Below are 23,955 nucleotides of genomic sequence, written 5' to 3' on the forward strand. Positions count from 1 at the left end.
GCGCTCGCCTTCTGTACTCGTGGTGTGGCCCCGGGGTGCGTCAGGCGGAGTACGTGCCGACGAGCCGGTTCTGCTCGATGACGCGATCGCCGTAGGCGCTCAGGAACTCCTCGCGCGACGGCTCGCCCACGACCGGGGTGCCGAGGGCGTACACCCAGAAATAGTAGTGATGGGTGCCGTGCCCCGGCGGCGGCTGGGGTCCCGAATAGGCTTTGTCACCAAGGGAGTTGGGACCCTGGCGGCCGGTGCGGCCCAGGTCTCTGGCGGACACGGTGGGCGCGGCCGGGTCGATGCCGTAGACCACCCAGTGGGTGAAGCCGTGCGGCAGCGGCGCGTCGGGGTCGTGGACGATCAGCGCCAGTTCGGCCGTGCCGTCGGGGACTCCGGTGATCACGGCCTCGGGGGCGGCGTTGCCGTGGCCGGCGGCGTGCCGGTCCGGGATCCGCTCGCCCGGGCCGACGCCGTGGACGGCGACGGCGAGGTCCTTGATGTTCAGGGGCATGGCTCTCAGGTCCTCTCGGTGGCGGGACGCGGGCGGCTCGGGCCCGTCGTCCGGTCGAGCATGCGGACGATCTCGTCCGCGACGGTCTGCGGGGCCTCCTCGGGCACGTAGTGGTCGAGCCCGGGGAGCTGCACGGCGCGGAAGTCGGGGCGCAGTTCGCGGGTGGCGGCGAAGGCCCGCGAGGTGACGATGGCGCTGTGCTCGCCGCGCAGCAGGGTGACGGGGACGCGTACGGCGCCGGCCGCCTCGGCGAAGTCGTGCCGCAGGCCGTCGACGGTGCGGACCATGGCGCCGGGGTCGGCGAGCGGGCGCAGTGCCCGGCCGGCGCCGGCCGGCGCGTAGCCGTAGCGGCGCCGGCGGCGGACGGCGTCGGCGGGCAGGAGCGGGTAGCGCTCGCGGAGGTACGCCTCGACGTCCGCACCGCTGGCGAACGTGCGGTCGCCGCCGCGTACCCGCGTCTCCAGCGCGTCGAGCACGTCGGCCTCGACGTACGGGGTGTAGTCCACGGCGACGACGCCGGCGACCACGCCGGGGTGCTCGGCCGCGAGCACCACGGCGTTGCGGGCGCCGAGGGAGTGCCCGACGGCGACCACCGGGCCGCAGTCGAGCGCGCGGACCAGCGCGAGCACGTCGGCGCTGTACGCCGCGGCGTCGTAGCCGCCGGCGGGCTTGCCGCTGCGGCCGTGGCCGCGCTGGTCGACGGCGACGGTCCGCACCCCGGCGCCGAGCCGCTCGACCACGGCGTCCCAGACCCCGAGGCTGGCGGTGGTGCCGTGCAGCAGCACCACCGCCGGGCCGGCGCCGGCGTCCCGTACGCACAGCTCGGCCCCCCCGGCGCGCACGTACGCGAGGCCCGGCAGGTCGTCGGAGTGCGCCGCGGGGGGTGCCGCCGGGGGTGCGGCCGGCGGCACACGCGGTGCCGGGTCCGGCGGCTGGTGCTGGCGGTTCACGGTAGGCCCCGCCCGCTCAGACCGGCTTGATCGCGGAGAGCGCCTTGCGGACGCTCACCAGGCCGTCGACGATGTCGGCCCGCTTGGCGGCGACGTCGCCCTCCCCGTACTCGTACAGGCCGCCGCCGGTCTTCATGCCGAGCTTGCCCTCGGCGGTCAGTTCGGTGACCAGGGAGGAGACACCGGTCTCGGCGGACAGCTCGCGGTTGAGGTAGGAGCCGACGGCCTGGTAGATGTCCAGGCCCGCCATGTCCACCAGCCGCATGGGGCCGATGACCGCGAGCTTGTAGCCGACGCCCCACTTCACGACCGTGTCCAGGTCGCGCTGGGAGACCACGCCCTCCTCGACGAGGGCCATGCACTCGCGCAGCACGGCGTACAGCACGCGGTTCTCGACGAAGCCGGGCACCTCCTTCTCCACCACGGCCTCGTAGCCGAACGCCTCGACGATGCCCACGAGGCGCTCCTCGACGGCGGCGGCGGTGCGCTCGCCGCGGACCACCTCGATCATCGGGATGAGGTGCGGCGGGTTGGACCAGTGCATGCCGATGAGGCGCTCGGGGCGGGCCATGTCCGCGGCCATGTCGGAGATCGGGATGCCGGAGGTGTTGGTGGCGATGACCGTGTCGTCGCGCACCACGGCCTCGACCTGGGCGAGCACCGTCTTCTTCAGCTCCAGTTGCTCCGGCACCGCCTCGATGACGAGGTCCGCGCCGTCGAGCGCCTTGGCCTGGTCGTGTGCGAAGGTGACGGAGCCGCCGGGGGTCACCGGCACGTCGAGGCGGTCGAGGTGCGCGACGACGCCGGCGCAGGTCCCCTCCGCCCGCGCCAGGGCCTCCTCGCTGACGTCGTAGAGCCGTACCTGGGATCCGTAGCGGGCGAGCAGCGCGGCGATGCCGGGCCCCATGCTCCCCGAACCGAGGACGGCGCTGGTGGCGGGAATGCTCACGGTGGTTCCTTTCGTGCGGTGTGCTTTGCTGCGTCGGGGCGGGCTCAGCGGGCGGCTTCGAGCCGGTCGAGCTTGCGGTTGAAGTACATCCAGTAGTTGTCGCGGGCGCGCTCGGGGTAGATGCGGCGGTTCTTCTCGACGCTCTCGTCCGGGTCCGGCGGGTCGTACGGCAGGCCGGAGGAGGCGAGCGCGAGCTGGAACGCCGCGGCCTTCTCCAGGAAGATCCCGGCCAGCGTCGCGTCGCGGACGTTGCGGCCGGTGAACGAGGCGCCGTGGTTGGCCTGGAGCACGGCGTCGGCGTCGCCGAGGACCCGGGCGAGCGCCTTGCCCAGCTCCTGGGTGGTGATGATGTGGCTGGTCGCGTCGAAGCGCGGGACGCCGTGCTCGGCGAACCACACGCCGTGGTTGTTCACCGGCTCGATCCGCCCGCGGCCGGCGCCGAAGACGGTGGCCTGGAACGGGTGCGAGTGGCCGACGACGTGGACGTCGGGCCGGGCGAGCATGATCTCGGCGTGCAGCGGCCATTCGAGGTGGCGCAGCCCCTGGCCTTCGAGGACGTTGCCGTCGAAGTCGATGAGGATGTAGTCGCCTGCCCGCACCTCCTCCATGCCGAGGTTGCCGCGCTTGAGCCACAGCCCGCGGCCGTGCGGGTCGCGGTAGGACAGGTGGCCCATGGACATGTCGCCGTGGCCCTCCATCTCCAGGATCCGGTGGGCCCTGGCGAGGTTGTCGAGCACGTTGGCGACGGAGTCGTCCTGGGAGTACAGCGCATCGCTGGTCTGCATCGGGTGACCTCCTTCTCACCGGTCCTGGCCGGCCGCGGCCTGCTCGCGCGCCGCCGCGGCGGTCAGACCGCCGACACGCTCGTGGATACGGCCGCGGCTGGCGACGGCCACGCAGACGAACAGCTCGTCGGGGCGCGGCACGTCGGGTACGGAGACGGTGACGGCGTCGTAGTGGGAGCGGACGTACACCTCGTCCTTGTACGCCAGCGGGATGTCGAGACTCGCGCCCGCCGCGGCGGTCTTGGTGGCGGAGGAGATCCATGCCGCCCCGCCGCCGACGGCCTCGCGCAGCGCGTTGCCGAAGACGGTGGTGACGCAGGCGACGACGTGTTCCTGTTCGCCGTCGAGCCCGGCCAGGCCGCCCTTGCCGTAGCTCTCCACCTCGGCGCCGCCGAGCAGCGCCGCGGCCCGCCGGCCGAGCGCGGTGCCCAGCGCGGCGCTCGGCGCGGTGAGCGCCGACAGGTCGTCGGCGTACCGGCCGGCGAACGGGTTCTTGATGACGACGCCGCAGACCGCCTTGACCAACGGCCGTGCGGCGACCGGGCCGTTCTCGTGCAGCGTCTCCTCTACCAGGCCGACCCAGCGCCGCACCTGGTAGTCCTTCGTCACCTGCTCCTCGGGGGTCATCTCCGGTCGTCTCCTCTGGCTCCGCACGCTCAGCTCCGCACGACGGACAGCGCGTGGCGGTTGGGGTTGGTCGGGTCGTACAGGGCGGTTTCGAGGTTCTCCAGCGTGAACTGGTTGCCCTCGGACATCGCGCGGGTGGCGGCGAAGTCGGCGGAGCGGCGCTGGCAGCGGTCGGTGAAGGGCCGCTCCAGCTCCTCCCAGCGCGCCAGCGCCTCCTCGAGTTCGCCGTCGGCGGCCTCGGTGGCGGCGACCGCGAGGGTGTAGGCGTTGGCCATCGCGCAGCCGGCGCCCTGGGCGAGGGCGGGGGGCATGGCGTGGGCGGCGTCGCCGACGAGGGCGACGGCGCCGCGGCGCCACGCGGCGACCGACGTGGTCTCGTAGCCGTAGTAGCGGGGTTCTGCGGCGGTGGCGGCGGCCCGGAGGACCGGGGTCAGCTCGGGGTACGCGGACGTCCACAGGTCCAGGTCGATGGGGGTGCGGCTGCCCTGCTCGTCGGCGCGGGGGGCGCCGAGGGCGAGGTACAGCTCGCGGTCGTTGCAGGGCACGTAGAGCACCCGCAGATAGCGGGGTTCGAGGTTCCAGAAGTCGATGACGTTGTCCCACTCGCCGGGGCCGAGTGCGGCCCGGTGGCGCGGCACCAGGAAACGGGTGATCCCGTCGCGGGACTTCCAGCGCTCCTGCTCGAAGCCCAGGGAGTCGCGGACCTTCGACTTCACCCCGTCCGCGCCGACGACGAGGTCGGCCTGAAGGGTCTCGCCCGAGGTGAGGGTGACCCGGCCGCGGGCGTCGGCGCCGGCCACCTCGGAGCCGGTGCGGATCTCCACCCCGGCCGCGAGCGCGGCGTCCAGCAGGCACTTGTGCAGATACGGCCGGGTCATGGTGCGCCAGGGCAGGCCGCCGAAGTCCTCGTGGGACACGCTGGCGTGCTGGAAGCGGGTCTCGTAGTACGGCGGCGTCATCGAGTCGGCCGTCACCGCCTCGTACGCGCCGATCGCCTTGAGCACCTTGAGGCTGTTGTGCCACAGGACGATGCCCGCCCCCTGCTCGCGCAGCTCCGCCCCCTTCTCGTGCACCCGCACCGACCACCCGCGCTGGGCCAGTGCCGTGGCGACGGTCAGCCCCGCGAACCCGGCGCCGGACACCTCCGCGTGGCGACCGCGCCTGTCAACCGTGGTTTTCATAGCTCCGCTCTCACTCGTCGTGCCGGCCGCCCGGAGGCGGCCGGCTGCGCGTTCAGTTGCCGGCGTCGTTCCCGGCGCCGGAGCCGGCCTTCGCGGCCTTCTCGACGAACTGCTCCTGGTAGAGGTCCCCCACGTCGGGCGCGCCGTCCTTGAGCACGTCCTGGTCGGCGAGGGTGTCGACGGTCGCCTGCCACATCTGCCGGTCCATCGCCCCGAGGCCGTGCTCGTCGGTGATGTCGCTGGTGAAGGTGTGGTCGATGTCGGCCTGCAGTTGCCGCTCGAACAGGTCGGCCTTGTCGCGGTTCTCCGGGGACGCCCCGGCGAGGATCTCGGCGGTCTTGTCCGGGTTCTTCTGCACGTAGTCGAACGCCTTGAGGTAGGCGTTGGTGAAGCGCTGGACCAGGTCGGGGTCGTTCTCGGCCATCTCGTCGCTGGTGAAAAGACCGGAGCCGTAGCCCTCGAAGCCGTGCTCGGAGCCGAGGAGGGTGTCGAGCGAGCCGGGGCCGCCGGCGGCGTCCTCCAACTGCGGGACCTCGGCGTCGATGTAGCAGGGAACGGTGTCGACCTTGCCCTGGATCAGGTAGTTCTCGTACGGCGGGGTGACGCTGACCTCCTTGAGGTCGCCGCGCTCCAGGCCGTTGGCCCCGAGCAGCGCCTGGTAGAAGATGAACGTCGAGCCGGCGGCGTGGATGCCGGCGGTCATGCCCTCGAGGTCGTCGATGGACCCCAGCCGGTTCTTGTCCTTCACCGTGCACATGGCCAGCGGCGAGGTCTGGTTGACGGCGGCGAGCGCGGTGACGGGCACGTCCTGGGAGCGCGCGATGACGAGCGACGGCAGGTCGCCGAAGCCGAAGTCGGCGCGGCCGGTCCCGACGATGCGCAGGGCGTCGGGCGAGCCGGTGCCGGTCTTGATGTCCTCGACGTCGATGCCCTCGTCCTCGAAGTAGCCGAGTTCGTCGGCGACGTAGAACATGCCGTGGTTGCCGCGGAGTTGGTAGTCGAGCTGCACGGTGACCTTGTCGAGTCCGCCGCCGGCGGAGTCGTCTTCCGAGTCGCCGCCGCAGCCGGCGAGAAGCAGCGCCGCGGTGGTCGCACCCGCGATACCGGCGACGGTTTTCCTGCGCTGTCTGAATTTTATTCCTGAGGGAATCATGAGGGGCTCCTAGTGCAGGAGGGAGTGCCCAGCCGGATTCAACGGGTGGTGTCGGCTGTGATGTGCGGGAAGCGAGTGCGGAGCACGAACTCCAGCAGCGACATCGCGTAGTAGAGGATCAGGCCGAGCAGGGATACGAGGGTCAGGGCCGCAAACATGAGCGGGGTGTCGAGCTGCGTCGACGCAAACTGGATGAGATAGCCGAGACCGTTCTCCGCGCCGGAGAACTCCGCGACCACCGCGCCGATGACGGCGAGGGTGATCGCGATCCGCATGCCGGCGAAGAGGTACGGCAGCGAGGTGGGGATCTGGATGCGGGTGAGGATCTGGTTCCGCGAGGAGCCCACCGACCGCATGAGCAGCAGCAGGTCCTGGTCGATGGCCTTGAGGCCGACGATCATGTTGAGGGTGATCGGGAAGAACGTGATCACCACGATGAGCAGCAGCTTGGGCGCCAGCCCGTAGCCGAACCAGAGGATGAAGATCGGCGCCAGGGCGACCTTGGGGACGACCTGGAAGAGCACGATCAGCGGGTACAGCGCGCGCTCCAGCCAGCCGAAGCGGACGATGAGCACGGCGAGCAGCACGCCGACGGCGAAGCTGAGGAGGAAGCCGTAGAGGATCTCCTGGGTGGTCACCCAGGTGGCGTCCCAGAGCAGGTCGCGCGAGTGCCGCATCTCGGCGAGGAACTCGCTCGGCTTGGCCAGCTCGAAGCTGGAGATGCCGAAGACCTCGACGGCCAGCTCCCAGAGCACGAAGCCGGCGGTGAACACGGCGAAACTGGGCCAGACGCGCCGGAGCCAGGAGCGCACCACGCCGCCGCGAGCCGGTCCGCCGGCCGGGCGCCGCGCCGCCGGCTTCTTCACGTCGTCCTGTGCGAGCACCATCGTCAGACCGTCGCTTTCGGTTCCAGGTGGCCGCGCAGCCGCCCCGTGTACTCGGTGAACACCGGGTCGTCGAGCACCTCGCGGGTGCGCGGCCGGGGCAGGGAAACGTCCAGGCTCTCCAGGAACCGGCCCCGGTCCAGGCCCATGACGTGCACGGTGTCGGAGAGGAAGACCGCCTCGGAGATGGAGTGGGTGACGAAGACGACGGTCTTGCCGGTCGCCGCCCATATCTCGGCGAGCTTCAGGTTCATCTCGTCCCGGGTGATGGCGTCCAGCGCGCCGAACGGCTCGTCCATCAGCAGGATGGCCGGGTCCATGGCCAGCGCGCGGGCGATGGACACCCGCTGCGCCATGCCGCCGGACAGCTCGTGCGGCAGCTTGTCCTCCGCCGCACCCAGGCCGACCAGCTCCAGCGCCCGCCGCGCCGCCGGGGCGGCGTCGCCGGCGCGCTCGCCGGCCGCGATCTGCCGCAGCATGCTCGCGTTCTGCAGCGCGGACTTCCACGGCAGCAGCGCCGGCCGCTGCGGTACGAGGCCGATGCCGCGGCCCTTGACCGCGTCCGCGGCCGGCTGCCCGCCGATCCGAACGGCGCCCTCCGTGGGTTCGAGAATTCCGCCCAGAATTTTCAGCAGCGTGCTCTTGCCGCATCCTGAAGGGCCGAGCAGCGTGACAAAGCTTCCGGGGGTGATGTCGAGGTCCAGGTTCTCCAGAACCGTCTGTTCCTGCTCGCGCCGAGCGAAACGCATTGCGATACCCTGCGCTGAAATCCCCATGGATTCCATGGAAAGCTCCTCTCCGCGCATCGGAGCGACACGGGAGTTGGACGATCGGGTTATCACTGTCTGAGAATGTGTTATCAGGAACGTTAGGTACGTCGTCCTGAGGCCGTCAAGGGCTGAAACACGGGTTTTTCTCGGACGACTCGGAGCGGACACACGGCAGGGGCGGTCGGAGCCCGGGAACACCGGTACCCCGACCGCCCGTTGGGTGCGGACGGCCTTTCGCTCCTGCCTAGGGCTCGGCCTGCTGTACGTGCCCCGGCCGCGCGCGGAGACCGTCGCCCGCGGACGGCTCCGGGCCGGACTCCACGGCCAGCGCCCCCGCGTGGCCGTTCCCGAGGTCCAGATCGACCAGGTGCCAGCCGGGCACGGCGGCGGAGAGGTCGTCCGCGTCGAGGGCGCGGCCGAGGCCCACGCCGAGGCCCTTGAGGTACGCCTCCTTGCGCGTCCACATGCGCGTGAACGCGGCGGACCGCAGCGCCTCGGGTGCCGCCCCCACCACCGCGCGCTCCGCCGGGTGCAGCCGCTGCACCAGGCCCGGCTCGGGCGGCACGCCCCGGACCGGCTCCACGTCCACGCCCACCCGGCCGGGCGCGACGGCGACGAGCACCAGCTCGCCGCCGTGCGAGAGCGAGAACTCCGGGCCGCCCGCGGGCCGTTCGAGCACCGGGCGGCCGTGCGGCCCGCCGCAGCGGGGGCACGCCCGCCGCCCGAAGCGCAGCGCCGCGGGCGCGGTGCCGGTCAGCTCGCCGAGGAGGCGGCGCAGCGCGGCGTGGGCGACGCCGTAGCGGATCCGGTCGGCCCGGCGCAGAAAGCTCGCGTGCCGCCGCCGCTCCCCGTCGTCGAGCGCCGACAGGTCAGGCGTCGCCGAGGGCCCGGCGTCGAACGCCCACAGACGTGCGCCCGCGGGCAGCGACCGGCCTCGCGCGAACTCCGCCACGCCGTCTCACCCCCGTCTCGAACAGGCTCTGTCCCGCGCCCGGTTCGCGCCGGCCGGCGCGTCAGGCGTTGCTCAGCGCGGGCCAGCGTATACGCGTCGTGCACAGCGACACGAGCAGCGCGCACCCGGCGACGGCGCCCATGCCCCATGCGAGCCCGGCCGCACCGGCGATGAAGCCGATGGCCGCGGGGCCGCCCAGCAGCCCCGTGGTGCCCATGGACGCCACCAGGGACAGCGCGTCGGGGCCCTCGCGGGCCGCCGCGACGTACACGCACGGCGTCACGGCCGCCACCCCCAGCCCGACGCACGCGAACCCGAGCAGCGCCGGTGCCACCCCGCCCGCGAGCACCGCGACGGCCAGCCCCGTGCCCGCCAGCGCGCTGCCGAGCCGGACCACCGGCCCGTCGCCCCAGCGGGTGCGCCAGCCGTCGGCGAAGAGGCGGGCGGCGACCATCATCACCGAGACCACCGCGATGCCCAGCGGCGCGACCTCGGGCGCGGCGTCCGCGACGTCCTCGAGATAGAGCGTCGACCAGTCGTTCATGGCGCCCTCGGTGATGGTGCCGAACGCCATCGCGCACCCCATCCACAGCGTGCCGCGGGCCGGTGCCCGCCAACGGCGCCCCTTCTGCGGCTCCTTCTCCGGCTCCTTCTCCCCCTCCTCCGGCTCCGTCTCCTGCTGCCGGACCCCGTCCTCGGCCGGCAGCCCCGTGCGGGCGACGGCGAGCATCGCGACGAGCAGCACCGCGGCCACGGCGAAGTGCGCGGTCAGCGACCCGGTCACGGTCTGCACGCCGGCGGCGAGCAGCGCGGCGGCCAGCGACCCGCCGCTGAAGGTGGCGTGCATCTTCGCCATGGCGGTGCGCTCGTGGCGCTTCTCCAGCGCGGCGCCCTGCGCGTTCATCGCCACGTTCAGACAGCCGACGGCGACGCCGTCGGCGGCGACGACGGCCAGCGCGGCGGGGTAGCCGGGCGCGGCGGCGAACGCCGGCAGGAACAGCAGCAGGGCGCCGGCGGAGGCGAACGCCAGCCGCTTGGCGCCGATCGCCTTCATCAGGTGGGCGACCAGCGGGAAGGACGCCGCCGCCCCCGCGCCGCAGGCCATGAGCAGCAGCCCCAGCTCGGTCGCCGTCAGGTCCAGCTCGTCCTTGACCAGCGGCAGCCGGGAGACCCACGTGGCGTACTGGAAGCCCAGGAAGCAGAAGAGCGCCGCGATGGCCGCCTGGGACCGGCGGAAGTCGTCGCGTACCGCCATCGTCAGCCCCTCTCCTTGGCCATGAACACAGCCCGGGACATGTAGACCGCCCGCGGGCCGTAGCCGGCCGGGGGTGTCACCTCGGCGTGCGGGCGGTAGCCGCGGCGCGTCCAGAAGGCCGCGGTGCCGTCGACCGCGACGAGGGAGATCCGCGCGTACCGCCGGGCGCGGGCGGTGGCGGTGAGCCGGGCGAGGAGGCGCCCGGCGAGCCCGGCGCCGCGCAGGTGCTCGGCGACGACGATGTCGTGGAGGTGCAGGTTGCCGTCTCCGTGCCCGGCTTCCGCCGCGCCGCGCGGCTCCGGGACGCGGGGTTCAGGGCAGCCGGGCTCCGGGCCGCCGGGTTCAGGGTCGCCCAGCTCAGGGCCGCCCAGCTCAGGGCAGCGAAGCTGCGGGTACGGCAACGCCAGTAAGTAGCCCTCCGGGGCGCCGTCGGCGTCCAGGACAAAGCAGGTGCCCGGCGAGGCCCGGCCGTGGGACTGGAGCGCCTGCCGGCCCTCGGCGAGCGCCCGGTCCGCGTACGCGCGGTCCTCCAGCGCGGCTATGGCGCCCCAGTCGTGCGCGGCGATGTGCCGGACGCGCACGTCAGCCGGCGCGCAGGCAGGTGTGCGGAAGCGGGCCATAGCCGTTGAACCCCCGGGTCATGTAACTGACGGCGTACGCGCCGCTGGAGAGGATCCACACCGGGTCCCCGGACGCGCACCCCCTGGGCACCTGCACCGGTACGCGGCCTTCGGCCACGACGTCGTCGCTGTCGCAGGTGGGGCCGGCGACGACCGCCGGCACCAGCTCCGCGGCGGCGCCGTGGGAGGGGAACACGAGCGGGTACTGCACCTGGTCGGCCTCGTACAGGCCGTTGAACCTGCCGCAGCTCAGGAAGAGCCAGTAGCCCCGCTCGCCGTCCGCGTACCGGCGCGAGGAGAGCCGTGCGACGTGCGCCCGGATGGCGCCGTGGTCGGCGACCAGGTGCCGGCCCGGCTCGACGACGAAGCGCAGCGGGCCGCGGGCAGCGGCGCGCAGGTGCGCCATGCCCGCGCGGATCGTCGCGAACGTCTCGTCCAGCTCGGGCACCAGCGGCCGGCCGCGCAGGTCGCGGTAGCCGAGCGCGGGCAGGCCGCCGCCGAGGTTGACGTGGTCCGGGTGGATGCCGCGCCGGGCGAGGGCCGCCAGGACGTCCGCGAACATGTCGAAGGCGCGGCGCCACGCCGCGGCCGTCATCTGCTGCGAGCCGACGTGCACGGACAGCCCGGCGGGCACCAGGCCCGCGGACCGCGCGCCGGCGAGCACGCGCACCGCCTCCCCGGGGGTGCAGCCGAACTTCCGGCCGAGGCCCCACAGCGCGCCCTCGCCGGTGGCGGCCAGCCGGCAGAACACCCGCGCGCCGGGGGCGAGGGCCGCGAGGGCCAGGACGTCCTCGGGGCTGTCGGTGGCGAAGTCGCGGACGCCGAGGCGGTGTGCGGCGAGGATGCCGCGGTCGGACTTGACCGTGTTGCCGTAGTGGATACGGGTCGCGGGCGCGCCGGCCCGCAGGGCCTGCGCGGCCTCGCCGGGGCTCGCGGCGTCGAACCCGGCGCCCTGCTGCGCCAGCCGGGCCAGGACCCCGTCCACGGGGCACGCCTTCATCGCGAAGCGCACGTGGACGCCGGGCAGCCGGCGCAGCAGTTCGTCGTAGCGCTCCTCGATGCCGGGCAGGTCGTAGATGATCCGGTCGTCCTCGGCGGCGGCGAGGGCGGTACGCAGCCGCGCGGTCACCGAGTCCGTGGCGACCGGAGCAACCGGGGGCGCCGTCGGCGGGGTCCGCACCGGTGCGATCACCGGGCAGCCCCCGGACGCCGGCCCGGCACGGCCGTCGCCGCGCTTGCCCGTACCAGCGGCTCCCACGCGGCGATCAGCAGCGCGAAGTCGGCCATGTCGCGGCGGGCCTGGTCCAGCAGCTCCGGGCCGCGGGCGGCCAGCGCCGCGGCGAACTCGGCGTACTTGCCGCCGAGCTTGCGGTACGCGATCTCCAGTGCGGTCAGCCGCATGACGTTCTCGTCGCGGTCCAGCCGGGTGCTGCGCGCGACCAGTTCGCCGACCGCGGCGGCGCGGAGGCGGTGCCGGTCGTCCAGGAGCGCGGCGCCGGCGGCGTCCAGTTCGGCGTAGAGGTGGTTGAAGTAGCGCATCGAGAGCAGGAACTTGGCGAACCGAAGCTGGTAGGCGGTGAAGCCGGCGGCGGTCTTCCGCTCGTCGGTGTGGTAATTGACGATGTGCCGGTTGTGCAGGACGCCGGGCAGGGTGGCGGCGTGGACGAGGTGGAGCAGGAAGTAGTCGCTGCCGATCGTGTCGGTGGCGGGCGGCAGCGGGACGGCCTCGTACACCCCGCGGTGGAAGGCGACGTTGCACATGTCGACGCGCATGGGGTCGACGGCGCCGAGGACGGCGTGGTCGCCGCCGAACGGCTCGGTGCCGGCGCCCTTGAAGGACTCCTCGACCAGCGCCCGCTTGCGCTCCTCCGGCCAGTGCGGCGGCGCCCAGAGGCTGACGACGTCGTGGTAGACAGCCGGGTCGAGGTCGTGGATCGCGGCGATGTCGACGGACATCTCGCCGACGAAGGAGGCGCCGACGAGCGAGACGGGCTTGTGGGCGTGGAGCGGGTTCAGCGCGTCGGCGTCCACCCGCCGGGCCGCGTCGGCGGCGGGCCGGCCGAGGGTGGCGAGTTCGTGGTGGACGGGGAAGACGGGCCGGCCGGCGGCGGTCTGGTAGCGGCTGTCGGAGTCCCGGCGGTGCACCGAGCCGCAGCCGAGGGCGGCCGCGAGGAGGAACGCGCGGTCGGTGCAGGCGCCGTACGAGACGGTGCCGGGCAGCAGCAGGCCGAGCAGCCGCCGGGCGCCCGTGACGCGGGCGCGGCGGAGCACGGCGGCCAGGAACGCGCCCTGCTCGGCCTCGTCGAGGTGGTGCACGACGACACCGGGCACCGGTGGCAGCCCGGCGACGGCGGCGGCGTGGCCGGCGCGGTCGCCGGGGGCGGCGGAGTCGAGGATCAGGAAGTGGACCTCGGCGCCGAAGTGGGCGGCGGCGTGGGCGGCTTCCTCGTGGACGGCGGCGATGGTCGCCGCGCAGGCGCGGTTCGTGGGCAGGGTCAGGCAGATGCGTGCCACGCCGGCTCCCCGGTCCGCTGCTCGGTGTCCTTCCCGGCCCCGGCGTCCTGCGCACGCCAGGAGTCGAGCCCGAGGAGCTTGCGGCCGAGGCCGGTCAGCTCGGCCGGTCCGTACCGCTCGGCCTCGGGCCGGCGGGCGTCGCCGAGCAGGGTGGCGTTCCAGTCGGGGGTGCTCAGGGTGCGCCAGGACTCGATGCGCGAGCGCCGCAGCCGCTCGTGCTCCTCCAGCGCGGGCATCATCGCGAGGTACTGCACGGCGCGTACGCCGCTGTCCGAGGTGTTCGCGGCGACACCGTGGGCGAGCAGGCCGTTCCAGATGAGCAGGTCGCCGGCGGCCAGTTCGGGGCGTACGACGGGGAACTCGGCCCGGTCGGTGTCCGGCCGGACGGGGTCGCGGCCGGCGGGCTGGGCGAGCTTCCACTTCTCGAAGTCGCGGAAGAGCTCGGGCGCGCACTGGAAGCCGCCGTGGTCGGGGCGGGTGTCGTGGAGGGCGATGATGCCCTGGACGCGCTGCGGGAGGACGGCGAGGGTGGTGTCGACGTCCCAGTGCAGCTCGATGTCGAAGCCGGTGTCGGTGGGCTCGATGAGGGTGCGGCTGCGGTTGCCGACGTTGGGCGGGTTGAGGTTCAGGCGGTCGAGGGTCACCCACAGCTCGTCTGCGTCCCACACGTCGGCGAAGGCGTCGTAGACGCGGCGGGTCTGGCGGCTGTCCCAGATCAACTGGTGCTGGTACGCCTCGACGAAGCCGTAGACGTGCAGGTCGCGGTCGAGGTCGGAGCGGAACTCGCGGTCCTCGTACCAGGTCTCGGGGCGGTCGGGGTCCAGGCCCTGGAAGTCCCAGGCGAAGTCGAGCAGCGAGGCGGCGGCCTCGGCGGGTATCGCTTCCCTGACCACGACGTAGCCGTAGGTCTGCCAGTGGGCGTAGTCCGCTTCGGACAGCACGCGCAACGGGCGGGACTTGCGGATGTCGCGTAACGGGGTACAGGCGAGGTAGGACTCGCCGTCGGCGCTGAAGTACGGGGTGCCGGAAGCGGCACGGTACAGGTACGGGCCGGGGTCGGGCATGGAACGTGTCCTCCAGAGGTGACTCTTCTTGCGTGCTGCCGTCACACCGCGCCGGTCAGGACCTCGGCCGCGGCGATGCCGGAGACGCGCGTCGCACCGTGGGTCGACAGGTGCACGGCGCCGAGCCGGTCCTCGGCGGGCAGGCCCATCTCGACCACGAGCGCGTCGGGCCGCCGCCGTACGAGGTCGGCCAGCGCCTGCCACATCCACGGGTGGCGGGCGGCGTCGCGGACGACGACGACCAGCTCCCGGCCGTCGGCCGGGCGCAGCGCCTGCCCGTCGAGCACGTCCCCGGCGCCGCCGGCGGCGCCGGTCAGCTCGGCCTCGCCGAGGCGCACCGACGTGGTGCCGGGGCGCAGGGCGCGCAGCGGGGCGGCGACGCCCCAGGGCGTACGGCCGTCTATGGCCAGGCTGGTGACGGGTGAGAACTCGACGACGTGCGGATCGCCGACGAGCGGGAAGCGGGCGGTGCCGGCCGGGTCGCGGTGGACCCGGACGGCGCGGCGGGCGGCGACGAGGCCGATCTCGTGGCCGGCCCCGTCCCCGCCGCGGGGGTCGCCGGCCGGCACTCTGCGGGTCAGCGCGGCGGACCAGTCGGCGAACTCGTGCACCCGGGCGGCGGCCTCGGCGAGCCGCTCCTCGGGCAGGCTGCCGTCGCGCACGGCGGCGACGATGGCGTCGGTCAGGTCCGCGGTGACGGACTCCTCGGCGTTCTCGCCGCCGACGCACACGGCGTCGACGCCGCCGGCGAGCGCGCGGACGGTGGCGCCGCCGATGCCGTACAGGTCGGAGACGGCGCCCATCTCGATCCCGTCGGTGACGACGAGGCCGGTGAAGCCGAGTTCGCCGCGGAGCAGGTCGCGGATGATGCGCGGGCTGAGGGTGGCGGGGAGGCTGTCGTCGTAGGCGGGGATGAGCATGTGCGCCGTCATGACGGTGCGCACGCCGGCCTCCATGGCGGCGGTGAACGGCGGCAGCGCGGTGCGGGCGATCTCGCGGGCGTCGGCGGCGACGTGCGGCAGGCCGTGGTGGGAGTCGACGCTGGTGTCGCCGTGGCCGGGGAAGTGCTTGGCGCAGGCGGCGACGCCGGCGGACTGCAGGCCGCGGATCCAGGCGGCGGTGTGCCGGCAGACGAGGTCGGTGCGGGCGCCGAAGGAGCGGACGCCGATGACGGGGTTCTTGGGGTTGGAGTTGACGTCGGCGGAGGGGGCGTAGTTGAGCGAGACTCCCATGGCGTGCAGTTGGCGGCCGGTGTCGTACGCGACCTGCTCGGTCAGCTCGACGTCGTCGACGGCGCCGAGGGCGAGGTTGCCGGGGCGGGTGGCGCCGGTGCCGGCCTCGATCCGGGTGACGTCGCCGGCTTCCTCGTCGATGGCGATGATCAGGTCGGGGTTCTCCGCGCGCAGCGCGGCGGTGAGGGCGGCCACCTGCTCGGGGTCGACGATGTTGCGGCCGAACAGCACCACCGAGGCCAGGCCCTCACCGATTCTGCGGCGCAGCCAGTTGGGCGCGGTCGTGCCCGTGAACCCGGGCTGGAGAACCGAGTGGGCCAGCCGGGCGAGTTCGGGGTTGTTGGCTGCCATGGAGACCTCCGCGGGAGCAGGGGCGGGACGGCGGCCTCGACGGACTGCGGGGCCGGGCGCGCGACGGGTGCGATCGGTGTGGAAGGTGTGTCGGAAGGGGCTGAAGGGGCTGACGCGGCATGGAAAGACTTGGTACAGACCAATGCCGGATACTGGCCTATACCAATCGGGAGTGTCAAGGAACTCCACCATGCGACCGCACACGGAATGACCTGCTCCGCACCCGAAACGGTCAGGGGACGCCACACGGTAGACCAGCAAGTCGCTTCAAGTTACCCCAAAACGGACATGAGGTGGGCGCGTGTCGACCGAGACCGGGCACCGGGGACGGGCAGGCGGCGGGGCTCGCCGGAGCTAGCCCGCGCGATCGCGGCGGTACGCACCCGGGGCGACCCCGTGCGCCCGCTTGAACGCCTTCGCGAACGCGAACTCCGAGGTGTAGCCGAGCCGCCCCGCGATCGCGCCCAGCGAGGCGTCCGACTCGCGCAGCCGCTGCGCCGCCAGCGTCATCCGCCACCACGTCAGATATGTCAGCGGCGGGCTGCCCGTCAGCGCCGCGAACCGGCGCGAGAACGCCCCGCGCGACATCCCCGCCGCGGCCCCCAGCGACTCCACCGTCCAGCCGCGGCCGGGGTCGCGGTGGATGGCGTCCAGGGCGGCCCGGACGGCCGGGTCCGCCACCGCGCGGGCCCAGCCGTCCGCCGCTCCCCCGCCACCGGCGGCATCGTGCTCCTCGTACCAGGCCCGCACGATGAAGGCCAGCAGCATGTCGAGCAGCGCGGGCCGGACGGCCGCGGCGCCGAGGCCGGGGCGGCCCAGCTCACCGCCGAGCAGCTCGATCGCCGCGCGCAGGCCGTCGTGCCGGCCGAGCCCCGTCGACAGGTGGACGACGTCCGGCAGCCCGGTGAGCAGGGGGTGCGGCCGGGTCCGCGCCATCAGGTACGCGCCACAGAGCAGGACCGTCGACCGGCAGCCGCCGCCGGCGCTGCCCACGGGGTCGTCGTCGGCCCCGTCCGCGGCGAGGTCGGCGAGGCTGGTGCGGGCGGAGAGGCTCGCCGGCGAGTCGGGGTCGTCGGTCATGTCGTGCCCGATGCCGTGCGGGAAGAACACCAGGTCTCCCGCCTCCAGCGCCAGCGGCCTCCCGCCGCCAGGCGGGATCATCCAGCACGAGCCGTGCAGCACGACATGGAACCCGGCGCCGGCGAGGGCCTCGATGTGGACGCGCCACGGGGAGCGCAGCTCCATCCGTGCGGAGTGCGGCTTCCCGGTGCGGGCGACGGCGAGCGCGTCGCTGAGGATGTCCACGGTCCGATCGTATCCCCGCTGCCCGGTGTTGAGCACGATCAGACATGCTCTTGGCACTCTGGGACATTCATCGGGCCATTGGGCGTACCTAAGTTGACGGGTGTTCCCGACTTTCCGTACGAAGGACCCCTCGTGTCATCTTCTTCCGGTGCGTCCGCCCGCCCGCGCCTCGGGCTCATCCTGGCGCTGCTCGCGTTCGCCCAGTTCATCATCGCCATCGACTTCAACATCGTGATCGTCGCGATGCCCGAGATCGGCGCCGAACTCGGCTTCTCCGAGTCGTCGCTGCAGTGGGTGATCAGCGCCTACCTCCTCGGGCTCGGCGGCCTTCTGATGCTCGCCGGACGCGTCGCCGACATCGTCGGGCAGCGCCGCATGTTCATCCTCGGGATGGTGGTCTACGGCGTCTCCTCACTGGCCGGCGGGCTGGCGACAGAGCCGTGGATGCTCGTGACCGCCCGCGCCGCGCAGGGGCTGGGCGGCGCGGTGCTCACCCCGGCGATCCTTTCGCTGCTCACCACGACCTTCGCCGAGGGCGCCGAGCGCAACAGGGCGCTCGGGGTCTGGGGCGTGGGCGGCGGCGCGGGGCTCGCAACCGGCGCCATGCTCGGCGGGGTGCTGACCGAGTGGGCGAGTTGGGAGGCCGTCTTCTACGTCAACGTGCCGCTGACGCTGGTGGGTGCGGTGGTCGCCGCGGCGGTGGTGCCGCGCGGCGCAGCGGGCGCAACGGGCACCCGGCTCGACCTCCCCGGTGCCGCGCTGGCCACCGCGGGCTCGCTGCTGGTGGTCCTCGGGCTCGTCAGCGGGCCCGAGGAAGGGTGGCTGACGGTGCGCGGCGCGGGCGCGCTGGCGGCCGGGGCGGTGCTGTTCTGCGCGTTCCTGTTCGTCGAGTCCCGCGTCGCCGATCCGCTCGTGCCGCTGCGGCTGCTGCGCAACCGCAGTTTGCTGGTGGGCATGGGCACGCTGTTCCTGTTCCTGGGCGCGCTCAGCGGTTCGTACTTCGTCCTCACCACCTACATGCAGGCCCTGCTGGGCTTTTCCGCGCTGGAGGCCGGCCTCGGCTTCCTCCCGCTGAGCCTGCTCGCCGCGGTGGCCGCTTCGGTCGTCGCCCCGCGCATGCTGAACCGCTGGGGCCTGCGCACCACGCTGGCCAGCAGCATGGGCGGGGTCGCCGTGGGCATGGCCGGGGTAGGCGTCGTCGTGGCCGAGGACGGCTCGTACTGGGCGATGCTGCCCGGGATGGCCGTGTGGAGCCTCGCCGCGTACGGGTTCCCGGCGATGTTCGCAGCGGCCGCCGCCGGCGTCGCGCCGCGCGAGCAGGGCACGGCGTCGGGGGTGGCGAACACCGCGTCGCAGATCGGCGGAGCCGTGGGGTTGGCGATCGTGGTGGCCGTGGCCGGCCCCGGCGACGCCGCGGGCCCGGCGGACGCCGCCGCGGGGCTGCGCGACGGGTTCTGGGTGTCGGCCGCGCTGATGGTGGCGGCGATGGTGGTCGCCCTCGCGCTCGGGAAGCCCCGGGCAGTCGCCGGCGTTGCACCGGTCACGGCCGGGAAGACCCCCGACCGCCAGGAGGTATGACCGATGCTGACGTTCGACACCAGGACCTGGGAGCGCAGCGAACGGCGGGTGCGCGGCAGGCTGGGCGGCGACCTCGTCGTCGACAGCGAGGATGCGCTGCTGGTGCGGGAGGCGGGCAGTCCGTACGTGCGGTACGCCTTCCCGCGGCACGACGTCCGCTTCGACCTCGTGCCCGACGCGGCGCGGCCGTACGAGGGGGACGCCGAGCTGGCGGAGTACGTGTCCGTGCGGTGGTCGGCGCTGGACCGCTGGTACGAGGAGGACGAGGAGCTGCCGGTGGGGCCGCGGGACCCGTACCACCGGGTGGACGTGCTGCGCAGCGCGCGGCACGTGCGGGTGGAGATCGACGGCAGGCCGGTGGCGGAGTCGCGCAGTCCGCTGGCGGTGTTCGAGACCGGGCTGCCGGCGGTGTTCTACCTGCCGCCGGCGGACGTGGAGTGGGAGCTGTTCGAGCCGACGGCGACCCGGACGGGGTGCCCGTACAAGGGCTTCGCGTCGTACTGGACCTACCGCGGCGGCGGGGGCACGGCGGAGCGGGCGGACGTGGCGTGGGCGTACGACGACCCGCTGCGCGAGGTGGGGCCGATCGCCGGGCACCTGGCGTTCTACGACTCCGTGGCGGACGTCGTGGTCGACGGGGTGAAGCGGGGCGGTTGAGCGCCGGGGGCGGGCGGGGCGGCGGGCCGGGCGCCGTGGGCAGGCCGCCGCCCGCGGCACCGGCCAGGCGGCACGGCCAGGCGGCACCGGCTGGTCGGTGCCGCCGGCCGGCCGGCGGGCCGCGCTACGAGACGATCGCCATCTCGCGGGCGGTGCCGTTGAGCCGCCGGGCGCCGGTTTCGGTGACGGTGACGATGTCCTCGATGCGTACGCCGAACCGGCCCGGCAGGTAGATGCCGGGCTCGACGGAGAAGCACATGCCGGCCACGAGCGGCTGCTCCTCGCCCTCGACCAGGTACGGCGGCTCGTGGGTGGTGGTGCCGATCCCGTGCCCGGTGCGGTGGATGAAGTACTCGCCGTAGCCGGCGTCGGCGATGACCCGGCGCGCCGCCCGGTCGATCTCCTGGCAGGCCACGCCCGGCCGTACGGCCCGGACGCCGGCCTCCTGCGCCGCGCGCACGACGTCGTGGACCTCCCGCTCCTGGTCGGTGGGTTCGCCGACGTGCACGGTGCGGGTGGTGTCGGAGCCGTAGCCGTGCACGAGGCCGCCGAAGTCGAGGACGACCATGTCGCCGTCGCGGATGACGCGCTCACCGGCCTCGTGGTGCGGGTCGGCGCCGTTGGGGCCGGAGCCGACGACGGTGAAGTCGACCTGGGAGTGCCCGAACCGGCGCAGCAGCGCGGCCAGGTCGGCGGCGACGTCGGACTCCCTGCGCCCGGCGAAGGGCGCCTTGACGATCTCCTCGTACGCGGCGTCCGCGGCGGCGCCGGCCGCGGTCAGCCGGGCCAGCTCGGCGTCGTCCTTGACGGCGCGCAGCATCGGCAGCCCGTCGGAGAAGGCGACGTACGCGGAGTCCGGCAGCTCGCGCTGGAGCCCGAGCAGGTGCAGGGCCCACGCGTCGTCGCTGACGGCGTACCGGCCGCGGGCGTCGAGCAGCGGGGCGGTCACGGCGTACGGGCTCGTGCCGTCCGTCCAGTCCCGCAGGGTGAGGGCGGGCCCGCCGGCCGCCTTGGCGGCGTCGCCGGCCTCCAGCGCCGGCACCACCAGCACCGGGTCCGCCCCGGCGGCGAGCACGAGCAGGGTGAGCCGCTCGGTGGCGGCGGGCGGCGCGTAGCCGGTGAGCCAGACGAGGTCGGGGCCGGGGGCGACGAGCAGCCCGGCGAGCCCGGCGCCGGCGGCGGCGCTCGCGGCGTGCCGCATGCGGGCGCGGTAGTCGTCGGCGGTGAACGGGGTGAAGTCGCCGGTCATTCGGGCTCCTCGGGGCTGGTCGGCGGGGTGTGCCGGGCTGCCACGAACGTACTCCCTGCACCCCCCTCAGGCACGTAACGCAAGTCGACTTGCAATAAAGGCCGGCCCCGGCGTACCTTAAAGCAAGAATTACTGCGTTAACTGGCAGGAGGCACCCCGATGGTTCTCACCCCGGACTTCTGGACGCTGGTCGCCGTGTTCGCCGCCGGCGGCATGGGGCTCACCGCGGTGACCGCGGCGCTCGTGGCCACCTTTCCCCCCTCCCACGCCGAACGGCCGACACCGCACTGACCTGCGCTACGTTGGCGGGATGCCGGAAAGCAGCCGCCAGCCCGCCACCGCCGCCCGCAGAACGGGCGGGCGCAGCGCCCGCGTACGCGCCGCCGTGCTGCAGGCGACGGTGGACGTCGTCCTGGAGCACGGCGCCGAGGCGCTGTCGATCGCCGAGGTCGCCCAGCGCGCCGGCGTCCACGAGACGTCGATCTACCGCCGCTGGGGCACCAAGTCCGCCCTCGCCCTCGACGCCGTCCTCGACCGCACCCGCACCGATCTGCCCACCCCCGACACCGGCACCCTCCGCGGCGACCTCCTCGCCCTCCTGAACAGCACCGCCGTCTTCGTCCGCACCCCGCTGGGCGGCCTGCTGCTGCGGATGGCGGTGCAGGAGGACCTCGCGGAGTACGAGGCCGCCCGCGACCAGTTCTGGACCACCCGCTTCGCGGTCGGCGCGACGGTCCTCGACCGCGCCGAGGCCCGCGGTGAACTCCGCCCCGGCGTCGACCGCCACCTGGCCTTCGAGTCCCTCATGGGCCCGCTGCACACCCGCCTGCTGCTGACCCGCGAACCGCTCGACGACGCCTTCCTGGAGGGCGCGGTGGACCTCCTCCTCACGGGCATCGGCGCCTGACGCGCGCCCTTGGGGGTACGGTCCCGGGCCGGCCCGGCGGGACAGGGTGTGACACGCTGAAGTCCCCCGGCCGGTCGCGGAGTTGACCGGGGACCGGGTGATCTCGCCGTGCGGCTGATGACGGGCACCGGTGCCCCTGCCGTACGAGAACACCGGCCGGCCCGCAACGGCGCGGGCCTTCGAAGCCACGGAGCCGGTTCCTCCCCGCCGCCGCGCGGGGTTGGCGGATTCCTGCCGTCATGCATACTCACCGCAAGGGCACGTCACTCTCCGGAACGGCGCGCCCCCGGGGTGTCACCGGATGGCCTGGGTACCTTGCGGATGGTTCGGGAGGGACGCGTGCACGGGGATGCAGGGCACGTCAGCCGCAACGAAGTCGGCGGGACCGTCAACGGTCCCGTCGTCCAGGCCGGAGCCGTACACGGCGACGTCCATGTCCACGCCCCCGCCCCCGCGCGGGCGGTGCCGTGGCAGCTCCCGCCCACCGCGCGGATCACCGGCCGCACCGTGGAGCTGGCCGCGCTGGAGGAGCGCCGCGTGCGCGGGGTGCGGGCCGGGCAGGGCACCCTGGCGGCGGTCAGCGGGCTGGGCGGCGTCGGCAAGACGGCGGTCGCGCTGTCCTGGCTGCACAGCCTGCGGCAGGAGTACCCCGACGGCCAGTTGTACGCCGACCTCGGTGCCCACTCCCCGACCGGCCCCGCCGACCCGGAGGAGGTCGCCGGCCGCTTCCTGCGCGCGCTGGGCGTGGCGCCGCAGCACGTGCCGCGGACGTTCGCGGAACGGGTGGCGCTCTACCGGTCGTTGACCGGCGAGCGGCGCCTGGTCGTCCTCCTCGACGACGCCGTCAGCGCCGGGCAGGTGCGCCCGCTGCAGGGCGCGGGCCTGAGCCTGGTGGTGGTGACCAGCCGGAGCCGGCTCGCCGGCCTGGTCGTCGACGGCGGCACCGTCCTCAACCTCGAACCCCTCGCCGGCGACGCGGCCGTCGAGCTCCTCGGCGCCACGCTCGCCGACGACCGGGTCGCGGCCCAGCCCGAAGCGGCGCGCTCCCTGGTCGAGTTGTGCGCCGGGCTGCCGCTGGCGGTGCGGGTGATCGGCGCCCGGCTGGCCGCCCGCCCGCGGCGCGGGCTCGCCGCGATGCAGCGCACCCTCACGGAGGAGCGCGGCCGGCTGGCGGCGCTGTCGATCCCCGGGGACCACGACGTACGCGCCAGCCTCGACCTGTCGTACCGCGGACTGCCGCCCCGCGCCGCCCGGCTCTACCGGCTGCTCGGCGTGCACCCCGGCCCGGAGTTCAGCGGCGCGGCGGCGTCGGCCGCCCTCGGCGACGAGGCCGGCGACCCCCTCGACGAACTCCTCGACGCCAACCTCCTCACCGAGGTCGGCGAGGACCGGCACCGCCTGCACGACCTGGTGCGCCTGCACGCCTCGGACGCCGCCGAGGCCGGCGAGCCCGCCTGGGAGCGGGCCGCCGCGCTGCGCCGCATCACCGACCACTACCTCGCCGGCGCCACCCGCGCCGAGGAGATCGTCGACCCGCAGCACCGTACGCTCCCCCGCGACTACGGACCCGGCCCGCACTTCGCGCCGTACGTCGGCGACGACTCCGCCGGCGCGCTCGGCTGGATGGACCGCGAACTGGCCAACCTGATGGCCGTCATCCGCCGCGCGCGCCCCGCCGGCGTACCCACGGCGGCCTGGCAGACCGCGGACGCGCTATGGCCCCACTTCATCCGCCGGAAGTCCTACGAGCACGGGCGCACGGCGCACGCGGAGGGGCTGGCCGCCGCCCGCGAACTGGGCGACGTGGCCGCGCAGTGCCGGATGCTCACCTCGGGCGGTCTGGTCGAGCTGGACCTGGGCGAGCACACCCGCGCCCTGGAGATGTTCGAGGAGGCCGCCCGGCTGTTCCGCACCGCCGGAGACGCCCTCGGCCACGCCCGTACCCTCAACTACCGCGGCCTGGCCCACCAGCGGCTCGGCGAACTGGAGCAGGCGCAGGCGCTGTTCACCCGCGCCGCCGAGGAGCTGCCCGCCGCCGGCGACGTGCGCGCGGGCGCGCTCGCCCGCCACAACCTCGCCGACGTCGCGCTGGCCGGCGGGCACCCCGAGGCGGCCACCGGGCACGCCGAGGACGCGCTGGCCGTGCTACGGGACGCGGGCGACACGTACAACGCCGCCCGCGCCCGTACGCTCCTGGGCCTCGCCCTCCTCGACCGCGGCCTGGCGGACCGGGCCGAGGACCATCTGACCGCCGCGCTGGCCGAGTTCCGCGCCGTCGGCGCCGACTTCGAGGCGGCCCGCGCCATGGCGGGCCTGGGAGCGCTCGCCGAGCACCGCGGTCAGGCCGGGCCGGCCCGGGACCGCTGCCGCGAGGCGCTGGACCTCCACGCCGCCGCGGGCCGCTCCGACTCGCCGGAGGCGGCGGCGGTACGGGAGCGGCTGCGGCGGCTGACGGACGGCTGACCGCGCC

The 23,955-nt window shown here is 74.2% G+C and carries 23 protein-coding genes; 5 read left to right on the plus strand and 18 right to left on the minus strand.

The genetic code is table 11. The features are described from left to right. Positions 1–40: 40 nt before the first annotated feature. The 17 genes from B124_RS19755 to B124_RS19835 form a co-directional block, all read right to left on the minus strand. Positions 41–502: a YbhB/YbcL family Raf kinase inhibitor-like protein gene (locus B124_RS19755; protein ID WP_496504206.1), complete on the minus strand. Its 462-nt coding sequence runs from the start codon at positions 500–502 to the stop codon at positions 41–43. Between the two features lie 5 nt (positions 503–507). Then, positions 508–1,452 (minus strand): alpha/beta fold hydrolase, encoded by a 945-nt coding sequence (locus B124_RS19760; RefSeq protein ID WP_496504207.1) that lies wholly within the window; start codon positions 1,450–1,452, stop codon positions 508–510. 16 nt (positions 1,453–1,468) lie between these two features. Next, on the minus strand, positions 1,469–2,401 hold the full coding sequence (locus B124_RS19765; RefSeq protein WP_496504208.1) for a 3-hydroxyacyl-CoA dehydrogenase NAD-binding domain-containing protein: 933 nt from the start codon (positions 2,399–2,401) through the stop codon (positions 1,469–1,471). Positions 2,402–2,445: 44 nt separating this feature from the next. Continuing rightward, positions 2,446–3,186: a class II aldolase/adducin family protein gene (locus tag B124_RS19770; protein ID WP_496504209.1), complete on the minus strand. Its 741-nt coding sequence runs from the start codon at positions 3,184–3,186 to the stop codon at positions 2,446–2,448. A gap of 15 nt (positions 3,187–3,201) precedes the next feature. After that, complete coding sequence (locus tag B124_RS19775; RefSeq protein WP_496504210.1) at positions 3,202–3,813, minus strand: amino acid synthesis family protein; 612 nt, start codon at positions 3,811–3,813, stop codon at positions 3,202–3,204. 29 nt (positions 3,814–3,842) lie between these two features. Continuing rightward, on the minus strand, positions 3,843–4,994 hold the full coding sequence (locus B124_RS19780) for an FAD-dependent oxidoreductase (protein ID WP_496504211.1): 1,152 nt from the start codon (positions 4,992–4,994) through the stop codon (positions 3,843–3,845). Between the two features lie 52 nt (positions 4,995–5,046). Then, positions 5,047–6,147, minus strand: coding sequence for an ABC transporter substrate-binding protein (locus B124_RS19785; RefSeq protein ID WP_496504212.1), 1,101 nt, complete (start codon positions 6,145–6,147; stop codon positions 5,047–5,049). Between the two features lie 38 nt (positions 6,148–6,185). After that, entirely contained in the window at positions 6,186–7,034 is an 849-nt protein-coding gene (locus B124_RS19790; protein ID WP_496504213.1) for an ABC transporter permease, read from the minus strand. 2 nt (positions 7,035–7,036) lie between these two features. Next, the gene (locus B124_RS19795) at positions 7,037–7,780 is read right to left on the minus strand and encodes an ABC transporter ATP-binding protein (protein WP_496504214.1); all 744 of its coding nucleotides are present in this window, start codon (positions 7,778–7,780) and stop codon (positions 7,037–7,039) included. Positions 7,781–8,045: 265 nt separating this feature from the next. Next, positions 8,046–8,753 carry a 4'-phosphopantetheinyl transferase family protein gene (locus B124_RS19800; protein ID WP_496504215.1) on the minus strand — a complete coding sequence of 236 codons (708 nt, stop codon included), beginning with the start codon at positions 8,751–8,753 and terminating at the stop codon, positions 8,046–8,048. A 61-nt stretch (positions 8,754–8,814) separates the two neighbouring features. Further along, positions 8,815–10,008, minus strand: a complete 1,194-nt coding sequence (locus B124_RS19805; RefSeq protein ID WP_496504216.1) for an MFS transporter — start codon at positions 10,006–10,008, stop codon at positions 8,815–8,817. 2 nt (positions 10,009–10,010) lie between these two features. Continuing rightward, the gene (locus B124_RS19810; protein ID WP_496504217.1) at positions 10,011–10,628 is read right to left on the minus strand and encodes a GNAT family N-acetyltransferase; all 618 of its coding nucleotides are present in this window, start codon (positions 10,626–10,628) and stop codon (positions 10,011–10,013) included. After that, complete coding sequence (locus B124_RS19815; RefSeq protein WP_496504218.1) at positions 10,591–11,886, minus strand: type III PLP-dependent enzyme domain-containing protein; 1,296 nt, start codon at positions 11,884–11,886, stop codon at positions 10,591–10,593. Before B124_RS19815 ends, B124_RS19810 begins: the two co-directional genes overlap by 38 nt. Beyond that, complete coding sequence (locus B124_RS19820) at positions 11,817–13,142, minus strand: DUF6271 family protein (protein WP_496504219.1); 1,326 nt, start codon at positions 13,140–13,142, stop codon at positions 11,817–11,819. Before B124_RS19820 ends, B124_RS19815 begins: the two co-directional genes overlap by 70 nt. Next, a complete protein-coding gene (locus B124_RS19825; RefSeq protein WP_496504220.1) occupies positions 13,124–14,206 on the minus strand; it encodes a phytanoyl-CoA dioxygenase family protein in 1,083 nt (360 codons plus the stop codon). The genes B124_RS19820 and B124_RS19825 overlap by 19 nt, the downstream gene beginning before the upstream one ends. Positions 14,207–14,247: 41 nt before the next feature. After that, positions 14,248–15,789: a glycoside hydrolase family 3 protein gene (locus B124_RS19830; protein ID WP_496504221.1), complete on the minus strand. Its 1,542-nt coding sequence runs from the start codon at positions 15,787–15,789 to the stop codon at positions 14,248–14,250. Between the two features lie 354 nt (positions 15,790–16,143). After that, positions 16,144–17,094 carry an AraC family transcriptional regulator gene (locus tag B124_RS19835; protein ID WP_496504222.1) on the minus strand — a complete coding sequence of 317 codons (951 nt, stop codon included), beginning with the start codon at positions 17,092–17,094 and terminating at the stop codon, positions 16,144–16,146. Between the two features lie 132 nt (positions 17,095–17,226). Between B124_RS19835 and B124_RS19840 the strand changes: the two genes are divergently transcribed. Further along, the gene (locus B124_RS19840; protein WP_496504223.1) at positions 17,227–18,672 is read left to right on the plus strand and encodes an MFS transporter; all 1,446 of its coding nucleotides are present in this window, start codon (positions 17,227–17,229) and stop codon (positions 18,670–18,672) included. Between the two features lie 3 nt (positions 18,673–18,675). Next, a complete protein-coding gene (locus tag B124_RS19845; RefSeq protein WP_496504224.1) occupies positions 18,676–19,329 on the plus strand; it encodes a DUF427 domain-containing protein in 654 nt (217 codons plus the stop codon). Positions 19,330–19,453: 124 nt separating this feature from the next. On the opposite strand, the gene B124_RS19850 is transcribed toward B124_RS19845, so the two are convergent. Next, positions 19,454–20,578, minus strand: coding sequence for a M24 family metallopeptidase (locus B124_RS19850; protein WP_496504225.1), 1,125 nt, complete (start codon positions 20,576–20,578; stop codon positions 19,454–19,456). A 159-nt stretch (positions 20,579–20,737) separates the two neighbouring features. On the opposite strand from B124_RS19850, the gene B124_RS19855 reads away from it, so the two are divergent. The 3 genes from B124_RS19855 to B124_RS19865 all read left to right on the plus strand — a co-directional run bounded on the left by B124_RS19855 (position 20,738) and on the right by B124_RS19865 (position 23,948). Next, positions 20,738–20,869 carry a hypothetical protein gene (locus tag B124_RS19855; RefSeq protein ID WP_496504226.1) on the plus strand — a complete coding sequence of 44 codons (132 nt, stop codon included), beginning with the start codon at positions 20,738–20,740 and terminating at the stop codon, positions 20,867–20,869. Positions 20,870–20,888: 19 nt separating this feature from the next. Beyond that, entirely contained in the window at positions 20,889–21,485 is a 597-nt protein-coding gene (locus B124_RS19860) for a TetR/AcrR family transcriptional regulator (protein WP_496504227.1), read from the plus strand. A gap of 339 nt (positions 21,486–21,824) precedes the next feature. Then, positions 21,825–23,948: an ATP-binding protein gene (locus B124_RS19865; protein WP_496504228.1), complete on the plus strand. Its 2,124-nt coding sequence runs from the start codon at positions 21,825–21,827 to the stop codon at positions 23,946–23,948. Positions 23,949–23,955: the final 7 nt, after the last annotated feature.

The sequence above is a fragment of the Streptomyces sp. CNP082 genome (assembly GCF_059570535.1).

Coding starts and splice junctions, on each gene's coding strand:
- B124_RS19755 (WP_496504206.1), bottom strand. CDS start 502: ATGCCCCTGAACATCAAGGACCTCGCCGTCGCCGTCCACGGCGTCGGC.
- B124_RS19770 (WP_496504209.1), bottom strand. CDS start 3,186: ATGCAGACCAGCGATGCGCTGTACTCCCAGGACGACTCCGTCGCCAAC.
- B124_RS19775 (WP_496504210.1), bottom strand. CDS start 3,813: ATGACCCCCGAGGAGCAGGTGACGAAGGACTACCAGGTGCGGCGCTGG.
- B124_RS19780 (WP_496504211.1), bottom strand. CDS start 4,994: ATGAAAACCACGGTTGACAGGCGCGGTCGCCACGCGGAGGTGTCCGGC.
- B124_RS19785 (WP_496504212.1), bottom strand. CDS start 6,147: ATGATTCCCTCAGGAATAAAATTCAGACAGCGCAGGAAAACCGTCGCC.
- B124_RS19790 (WP_496504213.1), bottom strand. CDS start 7,034: ATGGTGCTCGCACAGGACGACGTGAAGAAGCCGGCGGCGCGGCGCCCG.
- B124_RS19795 (WP_496504214.1), bottom strand. CDS start 7,780: ATGCGTTTCGCTCGGCGCGAGCAGGAACAGACGGTTCTGGAGAACCTG.
- B124_RS19805 (WP_496504216.1), bottom strand. CDS start 10,008: ATGGCGGTACGCGACGACTTCCGCCGGTCCCAGGCGGCCATCGCGGCG.
- B124_RS19810 (WP_496504217.1), bottom strand. CDS start 10,628: ATGGCCCGCTTCCGCACACCTGCCTGCGCGCCGGCTGACGTGCGCGTC.
- B124_RS19825 (WP_496504220.1), bottom strand. CDS start 14,206: ATGCCCGACCCCGGCCCGTACCTGTACCGTGCCGCTTCCGGCACCCCG.
- B124_RS19830 (WP_496504221.1), bottom strand. CDS start 15,789: ATGGCAGCCAACAACCCCGAACTCGCCCGGCTGGCCCACTCGGTTCTC.
- B124_RS19845 (WP_496504224.1), top strand. CDS start 18,676: ATGCTGACGTTCGACACCAGGACCTGGGAGCGCAGCGAACGGCGGGTG.
- B124_RS19850 (WP_496504225.1), bottom strand. CDS start 20,578: ATGACCGGCGACTTCACCCCGTTCACCGCCGACGACTACCGCGCCCGC.
- B124_RS19855 (WP_496504226.1), top strand. CDS start 20,738: ATGGTTCTCACCCCGGACTTCTGGACGCTGGTCGCCGTGTTCGCCGCC.
- B124_RS19860 (WP_496504227.1), top strand. CDS start 20,889: ATGCCGGAAAGCAGCCGCCAGCCCGCCACCGCCGCCCGCAGAACGGGC.